The 13,657-nt window shown below is 56.9% G+C and carries 18 protein-coding genes; 9 read left to right on the top strand and 9 right to left on the bottom strand.

The window, feature by feature from the left end:
- Positions 1-72: 72 nt before the first annotated feature.
- Positions 73-558 carry a bacterioferritin gene (gene bfr / locus QQL54_RS11785; RefSeq protein ID WP_284390906.1) on the bottom strand — a complete coding sequence of 162 codons (486 nt, stop codon included), beginning with the start codon at positions 556-558 and terminating at the stop codon, positions 73-75.
- A gap of 78 nt (positions 559-636) precedes the next feature.
- Between bfr and QQL54_RS11780 the strand changes: the two genes are divergently transcribed.
- Complete coding sequence (locus QQL54_RS11780; protein WP_284390904.1) at positions 637-891, top strand: hypothetical protein; 255 nt, start codon at positions 637-639, stop codon at positions 889-891.
- Between the two features lie 50 nt (positions 892-941).
- Here QQL54_RS11780 and QQL54_RS11775 read toward each other — a convergent pair whose 3' ends face one another.
- From QQL54_RS11775 to mtaB, 3 genes are all read right to left on the bottom strand, one after another.
- Positions 942-1,727, bottom strand: coding sequence for an SDR family oxidoreductase (locus tag QQL54_RS11775; RefSeq protein WP_284390902.1), 786 nt, complete (start codon positions 1,725-1,727; stop codon positions 942-944).
- 71 nt (positions 1,728-1,798) lie between these two features.
- Positions 1,799-3,559 (bottom strand): signal recognition particle-docking protein FtsY, encoded by a 1,761-nt coding sequence (gene ftsY / locus QQL54_RS11770; RefSeq protein WP_284390900.1) that lies wholly within the window; start codon positions 3,557-3,559, stop codon positions 1,799-1,801.
- An 8-nt stretch (positions 3,560-3,567) separates the two neighbouring features.
- A complete protein-coding gene (gene mtaB, locus QQL54_RS11765) occupies positions 3,568-4,875 on the bottom strand; it encodes a tRNA (N(6)-L-threonylcarbamoyladenosine(37)-C(2))-methylthiotransferase MtaB (RefSeq protein ID WP_284390896.1) in 1,308 nt (435 codons plus the stop codon).
- A gap of 133 nt (positions 4,876-5,008) precedes the next feature.
- Between mtaB and QQL54_RS11760 the strand changes: the two genes are divergently transcribed.
- The 6 genes from QQL54_RS11760 to QQL54_RS11735 all read left to right on the top strand — a co-directional run bounded on the left by QQL54_RS11760 (position 5,009) and on the right by QQL54_RS11735 (position 8,783).
- Positions 5,009-5,374 carry a DUF6249 domain-containing protein gene (locus QQL54_RS11760; protein WP_284390894.1) on the top strand — a complete coding sequence of 122 codons (366 nt, stop codon included), beginning with the start codon at positions 5,009-5,011 and terminating at the stop codon, positions 5,372-5,374.
- 2 nt (positions 5,375-5,376) lie between these two features.
- Complete coding sequence (locus QQL54_RS11755; protein WP_284390892.1) at positions 5,377-5,871, top strand: RNA polymerase sigma factor; 495 nt, start codon at positions 5,377-5,379, stop codon at positions 5,869-5,871.
- Complete coding sequence (locus QQL54_RS11750) at positions 5,868-6,215, top strand: hypothetical protein (protein ID WP_284390890.1); 348 nt, start codon at positions 5,868-5,870, stop codon at positions 6,213-6,215. Before QQL54_RS11755 ends, QQL54_RS11750 begins: the two co-directional genes overlap by 4 nt.
- Positions 6,216-6,280: 65 nt before the next feature.
- Complete coding sequence (locus tag QQL54_RS11745) at positions 6,281-7,096, top strand: UDP-2,3-diacylglucosamine diphosphatase (protein WP_284390887.1); 816 nt, start codon at positions 6,281-6,283, stop codon at positions 7,094-7,096.
- Positions 7,097-7,133: 37 nt separating this feature from the next.
- The gene (locus tag QQL54_RS11740; protein WP_284390885.1) at positions 7,134-8,045 is read left to right on the top strand and encodes an aminotransferase class IV; all 912 of its coding nucleotides are present in this window, start codon (positions 7,134-7,136) and stop codon (positions 8,043-8,045) included.
- 9 nt (positions 8,046-8,054) lie between these two features.
- The gene (locus QQL54_RS11735; protein ID WP_284390883.1) at positions 8,055-8,783 is read left to right on the top strand and encodes a sulfotransferase-like domain-containing protein; all 729 of its coding nucleotides are present in this window, start codon (positions 8,055-8,057) and stop codon (positions 8,781-8,783) included.
- 25 nt (positions 8,784-8,808) lie between these two features.
- On the opposite strand, the gene QQL54_RS11730 is transcribed toward QQL54_RS11735, so the two are convergent.
- The 5 genes from QQL54_RS11730 to QQL54_RS15480 form a co-directional block, all read right to left on the bottom strand.
- The gene (locus QQL54_RS11730) at positions 8,809-9,390 is read right to left on the bottom strand and encodes a DUF998 domain-containing protein (protein ID WP_284390881.1); all 582 of its coding nucleotides are present in this window, start codon (positions 9,388-9,390) and stop codon (positions 8,809-8,811) included.
- A gap of 93 nt (positions 9,391-9,483) precedes the next feature.
- On the bottom strand, positions 9,484-9,906 hold the full coding sequence (locus tag QQL54_RS11725; RefSeq protein WP_284390879.1) for a Fur family transcriptional regulator: 423 nt from the start codon (positions 9,904-9,906) through the stop codon (positions 9,484-9,486).
- A 9-nt stretch (positions 9,907-9,915) separates the two neighbouring features.
- Complete coding sequence (locus QQL54_RS11720) at positions 9,916-10,362, bottom strand: GNAT family N-acetyltransferase (protein ID WP_284390877.1); 447 nt, start codon at positions 10,360-10,362, stop codon at positions 9,916-9,918.
- Positions 10,363-10,397: 35 nt separating this feature from the next.
- Positions 10,398-10,988: a tRNA (adenosine(37)-N6)-threonylcarbamoyltransferase complex dimerization subunit type 1 TsaB gene (gene tsaB, locus QQL54_RS11715; RefSeq protein WP_284390875.1), complete on the bottom strand. Its 591-nt coding sequence runs from the start codon at positions 10,986-10,988 to the stop codon at positions 10,398-10,400.
- A 19-nt stretch (positions 10,989-11,007) separates the two neighbouring features.
- Positions 11,008-11,586 (bottom strand): NifU family protein, encoded by a 579-nt coding sequence (locus QQL54_RS15480; protein WP_348520734.1) that lies wholly within the window; start codon positions 11,584-11,586, stop codon positions 11,008-11,010.
- 150 nt (positions 11,587-11,736) lie between these two features.
- Between QQL54_RS15480 and QQL54_RS11700 the strand changes: the two genes are divergently transcribed.
- A complete protein-coding gene (locus tag QQL54_RS11700; protein ID WP_284390873.1) occupies positions 11,737-12,735 on the top strand; it encodes a M48 family metallopeptidase in 999 nt (332 codons plus the stop codon).
- On the top strand, positions 12,728-13,639 hold the full coding sequence (locus QQL54_RS11695) for a M48 family metalloprotease (protein WP_284390870.1): 912 nt from the start codon (positions 12,728-12,730) through the stop codon (positions 13,637-13,639). Before QQL54_RS11700 ends, QQL54_RS11695 begins: the two co-directional genes overlap by 8 nt.
- Positions 13,640-13,657: the final 18 nt, after the last annotated feature.

Raw genomic sequence — 13,657 nt, 5'->3', positions numbered from 1 at the left:
CATACAAGCCAAGTGACAGTTTTGCGACGCACCCATAGGCTGCACCCCTCAGTCATTTGGAAAGGCTAGAGTCTAGCCCGCCTCATCCGCCGGAGTGCTCTGCAACTTGATATAGCGCTCGATTCCGATCTGTTTGATCAGATCAAACTGAGTTTCCAAGAAGTCGACATGCTCTTCTTCCTCAACTAGGATTTTTTGCAGCATGTCGCGCGTCACGTAGTCACGCACAGATTCGCAATGATGGATCGCGTCTTTATACATTGGGATCGCCATCTCTTCGAGTGACATGTCGCATTCGAGAATTTCTTGGACCGTCTCACCGATGCGAAGTTTGCCCAAATCCTGTAGATTTGGCAGGCCACCCAGAAAGAGAATGCGCTCAATGATGTCATCGGCGTGGTTCATTTCCTCGATCGATTCTTCATACTCTTTCTTTGCGAGGCGTGTGACGCCCCAATCCTTGAGCATGCGGGAATGCAGGAAATATTGGTTGATGGCCGTCAGCTCAGCTTTGAGCGCGCGGTTAAGCCAGACGATAACTTCAGGATCAGATTTCATAGGGGAAGTCTAAGCAGCGCGCTAAGCCGGGTCAAACGCGAAGCAGGTAAGCGACTTTCATTCGCAGAAAAAATTGTCGTGGCCCAAATGACCTGCACGCCGGCAGGCCGAAAACTACTCCGCAGCGTCGAGCATCGGTCGTGTTTGGCGCCAGGAGCGCAGTCGCTCTTCAATATCCGTGCGGCATTGGCCGCAACGAAACCGAGAGCCACACGCGCGTTGAACACAGGCTGCGCTTTCCGCACCTTTGGCGGCGGCGGCATCCACGGCGGACGTATTGATGTTATTGCAAATGCAATGGATCACGCATTCGATTTAAGCGAATGCGAATGATTGTCAATAACCGGAAGGCAGCTTTCTCATACGCCCACCTCAGGTGCAGCCTAGCGCGGGGGCATCCGCGCACCGGCGTCGGTGCGGATATATTCGCCGTTGATGTAGGCGTGCTCACACATAAACTTGACGACATCGGCATATTCGTCCGGCTGCCCGAAGCGGTTCGGGAACTGCACATGGGCGCGCAAATTCTCTTTTACTTCCGGTTTCATCTGCTCGTAGATCGGCGTTTCGTAAAAGCCGGGTAGAATCGTGTTCACGCGAATGCCTTCCCGCGCAAGATCACGTGCCATAGGCAGCGCCATGGAGAGAATTCCGCCTTTTGACGCCGCATAGGCAACCTGCCCGATTTGACCGTCTTGCGCGGCGACCGATGCCGTATTGACGATAACGCCGCGTTCTCCGTCTGGCTGCGTCGGGTCCAGCGCCATCATGCCGGCAGCCGACTTCGATGCGCATAGGAAGCTGCCGATCAGGTTGATATTGATAATGCGGATGAACGCTTCCGGATCATGCGCGACGATATCGCCCGTATCGCGTTTACGCGAGACGGTCTTGATCCCGCCGCCAATCCCGGCGCAATTGACCATGATCCGTTCCTGACCGATTTCGGCCCGAACAGCCTCAAACCCAGCATCAACAGACGCATTGTCAGACACATTCACTTTCACAAACACGCCGCCAATCTCTTTGGCGACCATCTGGCCGCGATCTTCATTCATATCGAAAATACCGACTTTGACGCCCGCAGCGGCCAACATCCGGGCCGTGCCTTCACCAAGGCCAGACGCGCCGCCCGTGACAATCGCTGAGAGGGAATTATTGAGTTTCATGGGAATACTCCGTTCAAAATTTCGCGTCCTGCTATGGCGCGATTGGGGGCGGGACAAGACCCGATCTATGGTTAGGCGGATACCGCGTCAGCGACGCCCGATAAGGCGGCGGCGAAGACAGGCGCAGAAAAGGCCTCTAGATCCTCGATCCGCTCTCCAATGCCAATAAAGTGGATTGGCAGCGCATATTTTTCGGACAGGGCCACAAGCACGCCCCCTTTCGCAGTGCCGTCGAGCTTAGTCATGACCAGACCCGACACATTCGCGGTCTCTTTGAAAGCTTCGACCTGCAACAGCGCGTTCTGACCTACAGTGGCATCGAGCACGAGCACGCTATGGTGCGGGGCTGACGGGTCTGTCTTTTCGATCACACGGATAATTTTAGCCAGTTCGTCCATCAATTCCGTACGGTTTTGCAAACGCCCCGCCGTGTCGATCATCAGAATATCAAAGCCCTCATCCCGCGCCCGGTTCATAGCGTCGTAAACGAGGCTCGCCGCATCTGCGCCCGGCTTGCCAGACATGACCGGCGCTCCCGCGCGTTCCCCCCAAACCGTGAGCTGTTCGACAGCCGCGGCGCGGAACGTATCGGCCGCGCAGATCAGGACCTTCTTGCCCTGATCGCCAAAGCGCTTGGCGATTTTGCCCAGTGTCGTCGTCTTGCCAGAGCCATTGACGCCAACGAATAGAATTACCTGTGGCCGAGCAAGACCCAGCACGAAGGGCGTTTCCAGTGGGGTCAGAATGTCTGAAATAGTTTCGGCCAATGCGACCTTAATCTCCAGATCAGTGACCGTTTTGTCGAACTTGTCTTCGGCCAGCGTCGCACTGACCTTCCCGGCCACATCCGCGCCCAGGTCAGCCATGATGAGGATGTCTTCCAGATCCTCCAACGCGTCGCTGTCCAGCGTGCGCTGGTTGAAGCTCGCCGCCATTTGGCCCGACATACGCGATGTCGATTTCCGCAGGCCCTTGGTGATGCGGTCCAAGAACCCGCCATCAGCTGTGACGTCGAGATCGGGCTCGGGTTGTTCTTTGGCCTTTTGAACGGCCCGTTCCGCCGCAATGCGCGCGCGTTCTTCGTCTTCGGCCTGCTCACGCGCTTTGCGATCAGCGGCGCGGGCGGCCCGGCGCGCAGCCTCTTCCGCTTCACGGGCAAGCCGTTCAGCCTGCGCTGTCTGGCGCGCCTCTTCCTCCCGTTGTGCGGCCTCGGCGGCCTCGGCAACCCGGCGCTCTTCAGCCAGACGCGCCTCTTCCGCGAGGCGCTCCGCTTCAAGACGCGCGCGCTCGGCAGCGTCCGCATCCGCTTTCCGTTTGAGCTCGGCAGCTTCCGCTTCAGACTTCGCGCGAGCAATTTCTGCCTCACGGTCCGCTCTGAGCCGTGCCTCTTCTTCGGCGCGTACTTTTGCTTCGGCTTCGAGACGCGCGGCCTCTTCGGCCTCTTTGGCGGCTCGCTCTTTCGCCAGACGCTCTGCTTCAGCCTGACGATCTGCTTCGGCCTCACGCTCAGCCGCCTCAGACGCCGCTTTACGCGCCTGTTCTTCAGCGAGTTGCTTGGCGCGTTCAACATCGCGCGCGGCTTGGATTTCGGCTTGGCGCTGATCGTCTGCGGCCTGTGCCGCTTTTTCCTCATCAGACACTTCTGCAGCGTCTGCATCTTGCGCACGCGCAGAGGCGAGCGCCGCAGCATTAATCGCGGCCATGCGCGCGGCCATTTGCTCATCGATCAGCTTTTGCTGTGTCGCGCGTTCTGCGGCTTCAAGGGCCAGCTTCTCATCCTTGGATTTAAATCCAAGTTTGGAAAGAAAACCGCGTTTCTTCGGCTCAGCCATGTTGTCCCTTAGACATTCAGAGTTCCCGTGAGGTGGTCGTCCGTCGCACCTATCACGGTGATTTCGACAAGCGAACCCGCTGGTGGTGGATTGTCCATGCGGACGACGCTGAAATCTGGCAAGCGACCCAGTCTTGTTTCAGGCCCGGTCTCCTCAAACAGAGCCACATCTGCCTGACCAATCTTTGATTTCAGATGGGCTGTTTTGGCCTTAGCACCCGCATCGCGGAGCTGTTTGGCCCGCGCCTTGACGATATTGCCATCCACGGGCGGGATCTTTGCGGCGGGCGTGCCTTCGCGCGCCGAATAAGGAAAAACGTGCAGCCATGGAATGCCGATCTCTGACACAATGCTCAGGCTGTTATCGAACATCGCGTCCGTTTCTGTGGGGAAACCCGCGATAATATCCGCGCCAAAGGTAATGTCCGATCGGCGCGCACGCAGCGCTGCGCAAAGCTCAACGACTTGCTGGCGCGTATGACGGCGCTTCATGCGTTTGAGGATCATGTCGTCACCAGCCTGCAACGACAAGTGCAGATAGGGCGTCATGCGCGGCTCGCTCACGATCAGTTCAAACAGGATCGGATCGACTTCCGCCGGATCAATGGAGGATAGGCGCAAGCGTGCCAGCTCTGGCACTAATTTGAGCACTCGGCGCACCAGATCGCCCAACGGCGGTGATCCTGGCAAGTCCCCGCCCCAGCTCGACAGATCAACGCCCGTCAGCACGACCTCCCGATAGCCTTGCCGCACCAACGACCGAACATGGCTGACCACTTCACCTGCGGGAACAGAGCGTGCATTGCCGCGACCATATGGAATGATACAAAAAGTGCAGCGATGGTCGCAGCCATTTTGCACCTGCAGAAACGCGCGTGTCCGTGACTGCGCTTTTTCAGGGGAATTGTCAGACCCCATAAATTGAGGTGCACTGTCCCGAACCGCCATGATGTCATTCACGCGGATACGTTCAGAACCCTCACCAAAGTGATGGTCTAGAAACGCGCCTGGTAACATCTTGTCGTGATTACCCAAGACCTGGTCGACTTCCGGCATCGCCGCAAAAGCTTTCGGATCGATCTGAGCCGCGCAACCCGTAACGATAATTTTAGCATCCGGTCGGTCGCGTTTCGCCTTACGCACCCGACGACGGCTTTCCGCCACGGCTTCATTCGTCACAGCGCAGCTATTGATGATGACGGCATTGCGCAGCCCATCATCACGGGCCAAAGCCGCCATAGCGTCGGATTCCGACGCATTTAGGCGGCAGCCTAGGGTTATGACGTCAACATCATTTATGTCGGGTTCGGAGGTCACGACGGTTCATGTGGTCGGGCGACCCATCGGGGTCAAGCGCAGCAGGCACTCTCAAATAAATTTGATAGCAGTGCATCCAAATCACTCCGTCATCACGTCTGCTTTAATGTAACCCGTCTGAAAGGAGACACACATGGAAGACATTCTCGTCCCGATCGCCTTGTTTGCGATCATCCCCTTCATCGTTTGGGCTGTCAGCGCCTATCGCTATAAATCGCACGCTCAGACCATCAGCCTGTTGGATACGATGGCCAATAAAGGCGAACCCATCACGACCGATCTCGTCAAAACACTGGGTGTGCGCCGCAAACCGAAACATGCCGACCTTCGTCTTGGACTAATCTTGATTGCCGTCGCAGTCTCGACAGTCATCTTCGGGGGCGCCGTGGATGATGCAGAAGCTGCTCGGATTTTCGCCGCTATCGCGTCTTTCCCATTCTTGGTCGGTCTCGTTTTTCTAGCTCTGTGGTTCGCCATAACCCGCAAAGACGAAGACTGATCTTGAACCGGGTCTGCGATTTTGACCCGATCGTCCGCGCCCATCAGGGCGCGGTCCGTACCTTTCTGCGCCGGCTCTGTCGGAATAGTGCCCTTGCCGATGAGCTGGCGCAGGATACGTTTCTCAAGGCCTTCCGGGTCAGAGACCGCCTCTCAAGCGTCGAGGATGTTCGGGCATGGTTGATGCGCATCGCCTATCGCTGCTTTCTCGATGACTATCGCCAAGAGACCCGGCGACGCGATCTAAGCGATCATAAGTCTGCCCCGGATGAGACGCCTGTCGCCGACACTGGGACACAGCTCGATATTACTGAGGCAATGAACGCCTTGCCCCCAGAACGGAGAGCCTGCGCCATGCTCTGCCTCGCTTTAGGTCATAGCCAGGCCGACGCCGCGAAAATTACTGACCTGCCGCTGGGCACGGTCAAGTCGCATGTCACCCGCGCAAAAACTGCGCTAAGGGAGAGTCTGCGCGCTTATGAAGGATCGACCTCATGACTGATGACACATTGAAAGACTTGCTAGCCGATTACGTAGCTCCAACTGAAGATGGCGGCTTTTCCGAGGCGATTATGAAAACGCTGGAAGCTGAAGCTCAAGATACGCTGGTTGATATTCATACACTGACCGCCCGGCCCGGTCGGGTCTGGCGCAGTTGGCTCGTGGCGTTGGTCTTGGGCATCACGGCGGGTTTGCTATGGAGCAGAAGCGGTGTCAGCTTGCCCGACATGGGGTTTGATCTGGGAATCACATGGCCAGCGTCCGCAGACTGGATGCTATATGCACTATGCGCTGCTGGGATCGGCGTGAGCCTCATTCTGGTCGAGTCCGAGGCGCTCTAATCGTCATGTTTGTGTAACCTAGTCGTCACATGATGGACACCGAACCCCCTTAGCGGGCGGCGCAAATGCCGCATTATCGTTCCATCTTTATTTCGGACCTCCATTTGGGGTCCAAAGGCTGCCAAGCCGAAGCGCTTTGCGTCTTCATGAAAGAGCATACGTCAGAGCAGCTTTACCTCGTCGGCGACATCATTGATGGCTGGCGATTGCGCAAGAAATGGTATTGGCCGCAATCTCACACCAATGTTGTGAGGCGTATATTGACCGCCGCCAAACGGGGGACAGACGTTACTTATATCATCGGCAATCACGACGAATTCCTGCGTGGTTTCATGAAATTCCGCCTAATGTTCGGTGATATCGCCGTTAAGAATCGCGCCGTTCACCAAGGTCGCGACGGCAAACGCTATCTGGTCGTCCATGGTGATATGTTCGACGGGCTGATGCGCACAGACCGGAAATGGATCATGCATCTGGGTGATAGCGCCTATAATCTGCTGCTCTCACTCAATACGAAGCTGAACGCCGTGCGTCGGCGGCTTGGCCTTGATTACTGGTCATTGTCAAAGACGCTCAAATCAAAAACCAAACGCGCGATGAATTTCATCCAGAGTTTTGAGGGTCATGTCGCCGATTATTGTCGGCGCAAAGGCTTTGACGGGGCGATTTGCGGGCACATCCACGTCGCTGAACAGCGCGATATTGATGGCATCCATTATCGCAATACGGGCGATTGGGTCGAGAGCTGCACGGCGCTGGTCGAGCATTTTGACGGACGCTGGGAAATCCTGCATTTTGCGCCACACGCTGCGGTGATCCGCGACCGGATCGAATATGGCCTGGCTGAGCCCACACCAACTGGGCTCGTTCCCGCCGAGTAAAGCTTCCATCACACTCAATCTCTGCTAATCCCCTCCCATGAGCTTTGGGACACATGCCTACGTCGCCGATGAACGCAATGCGTCGGTTTTATTCAATCTCAACGGTGCAATCGTCCCGCGTGAGAAGGCTGTGGTGAATGTATTCGACAGCGGTTTCATGCTGGGCGACGGCGTCTGGGAAGGGCTGCGCGTCCATAACGGTAAAATTGCTTTTCTCAGCGATCATCTTGATCGCCTGTGGGAAGGGCTCGCCGCGTTAAAGATTGATATTGGTCTCACGCGGCAAGAGCTGACGTTGCGCCTTTCCGAAACCCTGACCGCCAATGGCATGACCGATCATGTCCATATCCGACTCATGGTGACGCGCGGCCTACGATCCACGCCCTATCAGGACCCTCGTGTTGTCATTTCACCCGCCACGGTCGTGATTGCGCCAGAATATAAACAGCCGGACCCGGCGACGGCCGAACGTCCTTTGTCTCTGCAAAGCGTCGCAACCCGGCGCGGACGTCCAGATGTTCAAGATCCGGGGTTAAATTCACATTCCAAGATCAACTGTATCACGGCTTGTATCCAAGGCATCGAAGCCGGCGCGGACGAAGCCATTATGCTCGACCCGCACGGCTTCGTGGCCACCTGCAATTCGACGCATTTCTTCATCGTTAGACAGGGCGAAGTCTGGACCTCGACCGGGGACTACTGCCTCGGCGGGATTACGCGCGGCAAAGTCATTGATCTGTGCCGAGCCAACGACATTCCCGTTTTTGAGCGTAACTTCACTCTGCGCCATTGCTACGCCGCCGAAGAAGCCTTCACCACGGGCACGTTCGCTGGGCTCGCACCTGTTGGATCGATTGACGGACGACAGATCGGCGCCGGCACACGCGGCCCGATTGTGGAGCGGTTGCAACAGCTCTATCTCACCCTGATCGACACAGACACGAGCTGAGCGTGACATATGTCTAAGATACTCTGCCTCTGGTCCGGGCCACGCAATATATCGACAGCGATGATGCGAAGTTTCGGATCACAATCTGATGTGACTTGTTGGGATGAACCCTTCTTTGCGGCTTACTTAAAGCAAACGGGGCTGACGCATCCGGGACGCGATGAAACATTAGCGGCCTGCGAAACTGATCCAGACCGTATCGTGGACCGCATTCTCGCGCCCGTTAAGACACGCTACCATTTCCAGAAACATATGGCGCACCATATGATTGCCGGGATGCCGATGGAGTGGACGGCGGATGCGCGGCACGTACTGCTTTTGCGTCACCCGGCGCGCGTCATTGCATCTTACGCCAAAGGACGTCCGAATTTTACTGCCGATGACCTTGGCTTCGCCCGGTTGCGAACGCTTTATGCCGAACTCAAAGATATCACAGGCCGCGCACCGATGGTCATGGATAGCGACGATATTCTCGCGCGTCCGCGAGTCATGCTCAAGACCATGTGCGAAGACGGGTTCAACATACCTTTTCGCCGCACCATGTTGAAATGGCCCGCTGGCCCGCGGCCCGAAGACGGTCCGTGGGGGGCTTATTGGTATGATAGCGTCGTGGCTTCCACTGGGTTCGGAGCGCCGCGTAACGCGCTCCCCGACGTGATACCAGATCACCGACTAATCTATGAAGGCTGCCTGGACAGCTATGAGTCGCTGAGACGCCTGAGCGTCCCGAACCTATAAATTGCGTGCTAAACCCGCAAGGCAATCAAGTCGCAGGTTGTTTCTTCAGGGCCATCAAGGCGAACATAAATGGCCACGCATAATTGATGGATCCGAAGATGCGCTGGGTCAGACCACTATAGCCTTCCGGCTCAAACCCGGTCAGAATCAACCATAAGTAAAAGACCGCTGACACGCTCACAAACGCTGTGAATGCGTGCAGTTTTCGTCGCAAATCATTATCGCGAATATCCAGCAAGCAGAGTGCGGGCGCGATGATATTGAAAATGCCGATAATGTAGAAACCATGCAACCTTGACCCCATCGGCCATGTTCCATTCGTGATCATCGCTATGCCGAATAGGATCATACAAATAGCACCTACCGAAATCCGACGTTCTGATAGACGCCAAACCCCAATCGAAAAGAGTATGAGCGTCACGCCGGCCAACCAAGCCGCGATGTTCACAAGACTATGCGAAAGACCCTCCGTCAGGGTCATAACGCTAACATGCGACTCTATCGGATTATATCCGGCTGCTAGAAAACCAGCCACAGTCGTAATGCCAAGCCAAGCAGGCAAGGCCACAAAGCCCGCTTTCAGAAGATTGTTTGTTGTGTTTGTCACATGACCTCTCAAGGGGAAACTAATCACGCGGATAGCTTACTTGGCCAAATGGCAGTTGTCGTGAGGGAGGGAATAAAGCTTAGAGCGCCAGCCTTATGGGCTCTTCTTTTTACGTCCGTAGAGCTCTAGGCGGTGGTCGACCAGCTCATAACCGAGCTTCTCGGCGATCCGGTGTTGAAGCGCTTCGATCTCATCATCGACAAATTCGATGACGTCACCGGTCTGCACATCAATCAGATGGTCGTGATGTTCTGCGTCCGCCGTTTCATAGCGCGCCCGACCATCTCGAAAGTCATGCGTTTCAATGATGCCGGAATCTGAAAACAGCCGAACGGTACGATAGACTGTCGCCAGGCTAATATTGGGATCGATCCGGGACGCGCGGGCATAAAGCTCTTCCGCGTCGGGGTGATCCTCCGCGCGTGACAGCACTTTCGCGATCACGCGACGTTGCTCGGTCAAACGCAATCCGCGCTCAACGCATTTCTTTTCGATCCAAGTTTCTGTGTGCGGCATAGCTCTGCCTTAGCGGGCTGTCGTGGCCTCGTCCAGCGAAGCCGGAGGATGAGTTGAACGATTGCCGGAAAGATCGAGCGCGTAAGTTACCGCCGCGACGCGCCCGTCGGGGCGTGCATAATAGGCCGGACGACGACCGATAGGCTGATAGCCCAAACGTTCATAGAGCGCCCGCGCCGCCTCATTATCTTCGGCCACCTCTAGGAAGATGTGACGCAAGCTGTCGCGCTTTAACTGTTCGCGAGCAGCTTCCAATAAGGCCCCGGCGTGTCCCCGTCGACGGCAGGCCGGATCGGTCGCAACCGTGAGGATTTCTGCATCAATGTCGGACCGTCTGAGAATCGCAAAACCACTCAGTGGATCGCCCGTCCCAAGACATAGGTCGCGGGACACATGCACAGCCATATCGAGTGGAGACCACCCTTTATCAAAACTGGTCGCATGAATTCGCGCCATCGCATCGGCGTCACGCGCGTTTAACGCTCTGACAATCAAAGGGTCACACCGCCCGGTAATTTGGCATCTGGGCCGCGCGAATAGAGCGGTTCCGCCACATAACCCTCAGGGTTTGCGTCCATCGCCATACGCGCCATCACGCGAACATCAGCTGTTTCTGCGGGGTGGAGTGGATCACTCGACAATGCCTGAGCTTGGTCCAACGTCATTGCCTGCGGCAACGCAATTGGAACGCCGTCTTTGAAACGCGCGGCAAAGACTTCGCCGCGTTTCACATCGCGAAAAACGGTCACGTCAGCGCCACGCCCCTCTGCTATTAATTGATGGGCCATAATGTGCAGCGCATCAAATCCCAGCACAGGGGTTCGACGCGGCAAGGCGAAGCCTTTGGCAAAAGACAGCGCCACGCGAAGCCCGGTAAAACTGCCGGGCCCCGTGCAAACCGCGACGCGATCAATATCGGAAGGCGTAACACCCGCCTCGGCAAGAACATCCGCTACCATCGGCGCCAAACGTTCCGCGTGACCTCGTCCGATACGCTCAGTTTTGTAGGCTAGACTGTCTTCGCCTCTGATCAGACAGGCAGAACAGTCCGGCCCGGTCGTATCCAAGCCCAAAATGATCATGCCGGAGCGCTCATGAAACCTAAGCAGCAGCCTGTTCGACGCGGTTCACTTCCGGAACATAATGTTTCAGCAGATTTTCGATCCCGTGCTTCAGCGTCATGGTTGAAGATGGGCAGCCGGCGCACGCGCCGCGCATTTCCAGATAGACCGCGCCGTCACTCTCGTCGAAATGACGAAATACGATATCGCCGCCATCTTGTGCGACGGCAGGACGGACTCTCAGCTCGATCAATTCTTTGATCTGTTCGACGATCTCAGCCGTTTCACCTTCATAGACGCGCTCATCGACCTCGCCCGCCTGTAACTGCTCGTTCAGCGGCACGCCGCCAGCGACGAAAAAGTCCATGATCGCGCCCAATACAGCGGGGCGGAGATGTTTCCATTGCGCGTCTTCCGACTTGGTCACGGAGATAAAGTCGCTGCCAAACATGAGGCGCGATACATCCGGGATCATGAACAACATCTCGGCCAACGGCGCACCGGATATATCGGCGCCGCGCGTAAATTCGACGGGGGTAGAGCCAGGGCCTGTCACATCCCGGCCAGGCAGGAATTTCAGGGTCGCCGGATTCGGCGTGTCTTCGGTCTGGATAAACATAGGCTCTATGTGGCGCGCACGCCCTCTTGTCGCAAGGGGGTCAGCCAGGGCCTCACAGAGAGTTCATCCCCTCTGGCATTTTTTTTGCCTACCCTTTTCCGCCTGCCTTCAACGCATTGACCCGCCCGCACCATTCGGCATGGTGGTTTGATGGAAATACGTCATCCCATTCTAACGACCTTAGCTGCAGCGATGATGTTGGGCGGGTGTGCGAGCACGGCCACGCGTCTGCCAACAATCAGTGAGCCTGCTCTCCGCGCCGAATCAATTCTGCAAGAAAACAAAGCCTTGGCCACACAAGCGGCCCATTCCGAACGCTTGCTGCGCATCGGTCGCCGCGTGATGCTGGCCAATGCGACGCTCTGTCCAAAGTCACGCCGCGATCTCGGAGTGCTGATCCACTCCGAAGAGACTTATCCAAAGGAGCTACGGATCGCGGCGCGGCGCCAGTTGGGCGCGGGCGAAAAGCCCAGCATCTTTCGTGTCGCTCCGGATAGTCCGGCTGCGCGCGCCGGGCTTGAGCGTGGTGATGTGATCTTAATTGATGGGCTCCCCGTTGCCCCCGGCAGCAAAGCCCTGCGAGAGGCCATGGAAGCGGATCAGCTTGAGCTGACCGTAACCCGAAACGCCCAACAATTGACGGTGACAGTCGAGCCAGAGACGGTCTGCCACTCACGTCTGCGCTTACGGCCCAGCGCGGCCATCAATGCGTTTGCAAATGGCCGCAACATCACTGTCACGACCGGCATGATGGAGTTCACTGAGTCTGATGATGAGCTCGCCATGATTATCGGCCATGAACTGGCCCACAATACGATGGGCCATATTCGCAAAGTGGTTGGTAATCTGATCCTGTCGGGTTTCGCGACTCGGTATACCCGCCCGTTTGAATTGGAATCTGATTATGTCGGGCTCTATTACATGGTGCGCGCAGGCTTTGATCCTGACGGGGTAGAAGCCTTCTGGCGTCGACTAGCTGATGTTGATCCACGCTCAGTCAACCGCGCCAAGACGCACCCAACCTTCCCGGACCGGTATTTACGGATTGCCGCAGCGCGAGACGAGATTAACGACAAAATGGCGAACGGTGCGGCGCTCATCCCGAATTTTAAGGATCCAAACTTCAGGGATAAAGAGACCGATGGCTAGGCCGCTATTATTCACCCTCGCCGCCTTCGCACTTCTGGGCTGTTCGGATGCGATTGCCGAAACAGCGGTCAATGAAGACGAGCTGCCGCACGCCACGATAAACGTTGCCGCCCCAGCCCCTGAAATGGACAATTACACCGAGTTCGCCGCCATAGTAGCGCGTCATCAAGCGATGTCGGAAAGGGTGGCCCGGATCAGTCGGCGATTGCGGGTCGCTAACGCGCCACTCTGCGATGTCACGCGGCTGGACGCCGGTCTGTCTACACACCGGCTTGATGACTACCCGCCGGATATTCGTCCGCTCGCGCTGCATTTCATGACGCTAGGCGAGGATGGCCGGTTTATTCGCGCCATCGTGCCCGGATCGCCCGCTGATCAAGCCGACATACGGCCGGGTGAGGAGATCATCTCTGGCTGGCCGATCCAGCCCGACAGGCCTCTGGTCATTGATGATGGCTTCGGATCCGCCCCGATTGCGATTACGCCAGAACCAGCTTGTGTTGCCCCGGCCTTTGTCATCAACGCACCTCGCCCGAACGCCTCAACAGACGGACGCGAGATCGAATTATCGACCGCTTTGGTAGAACAGGTCGGAGACGACGCAGCTTTAGCGCTGATCATTGCGCATGAAATGAGCCATGTATTGCGCGGCCATCGTCAGGACGGTCCGCGCTGGGTCGCCGAATTGCAAGCAGACACCGATGCACTGACCCTGATGCGCAACGCCGGTTACGACATTGACGCGACAGTTGCCGGTTGGGAGGTCGGCATCGAAATCCACCGGGATAGTCAGTCTTTGAGCGCGACCCATCCGCCGGTTGAAATCCGGCTACACAATCTGGAACAGGCGCTGGCACGCCTGAACGCAGGGCCCGACGGCTTCGTCAGATTAGCCGTTCAGTGAAGGGCGTTTCGGCCCTGG

Origin of the sequence: Algimonas ampicilliniresistens, assembly GCF_030159955.1 — a bacterium.
Classification (GTDB): domain Bacteria; phylum Pseudomonadota; class Alphaproteobacteria; order Caulobacterales; family Maricaulaceae; genus Litorimonas; species Litorimonas ampicilliniresistens.
The sequence above is the reverse complement of the archived record's forward strand: the minus strand, read 5'-3'. Positions and strand labels throughout refer to the sequence as shown.

Bases quoted from the DNA above. Each gene is read 5' to 3' on its own strand.
- QQL54_RS11725 (WP_284390879.1), bottom strand. From the start codon at position 9,906: ATGCCGCACACAGAAACTTGGATCGAAAAGAAATGCGTTGAGCGCGGA.
- QQL54_RS11740 (WP_284390885.1), top strand. From the start codon at position 7,134: ATGAGCTTTGGGACACATGCCTACGTCGCCGATGAACGCAATGCGTCG.
- ftsY (WP_284390900.1), bottom strand. From the start codon at position 3,559: ATGGCTGAGCCGAAGAAACGCGGTTTTCTTTCCAAACTTGGATTTAAA.
- QQL54_RS11700 (WP_284390873.1), top strand. From the start codon at position 11,737: ATGGAAATACGTCATCCCATTCTAACGACCTTAGCTGCAGCGATGATG.
- QQL54_RS11750 (WP_284390890.1), top strand. From the start codon at position 5,868: ATGACTGATGACACATTGAAAGACTTGCTAGCCGATTACGTAGCTCCA.
- tsaB (WP_284390875.1), bottom strand. From the start codon at position 10,988: ATGATCATTTTGGGCTTGGATACGACCGGGCCGGACTGTTCTGCCTGT.
- QQL54_RS11745 (WP_284390887.1), top strand. From the start codon at position 6,281: ATGCCGCATTATCGTTCCATCTTTATTTCGGACCTCCATTTGGGGTCC.
- QQL54_RS11735 (WP_284390883.1), top strand. From the start codon at position 8,055: ATGTCTAAGATACTCTGCCTCTGGTCCGGGCCACGCAATATATCGACA.
- bfr (WP_284390906.1), bottom strand. From the start codon at position 558: ATGAAATCTGATCCTGAAGTTATCGTCTGGCTTAACCGCGCGCTCAAA.
- QQL54_RS11775 (WP_284390902.1), bottom strand. From the start codon at position 1,727: ATGAAACTCAATAATTCCCTCTCAGCGATTGTCACGGGCGGCGCGTCT.
- QQL54_RS11720 (WP_284390877.1), bottom strand. From the start codon at position 10,362: ATGGCGCGAATTCATGCGACCAGTTTTGATAAAGGGTGGTCTCCACTC.
- QQL54_RS11695 (WP_284390870.1), top strand. From the start codon at position 12,728: ATGGCTAGGCCGCTATTATTCACCCTCGCCGCCTTCGCACTTCTGGGC.
- QQL54_RS15480 (WP_348520734.1), bottom strand. From the start codon at position 11,586: ATGTTTATCCAGACCGAAGACACGCCGAATCCGGCGACCCTGAAATTC.
- QQL54_RS11760 (WP_284390894.1), top strand. From the start codon at position 5,009: ATGGAAGACATTCTCGTCCCGATCGCCTTGTTTGCGATCATCCCCTTC.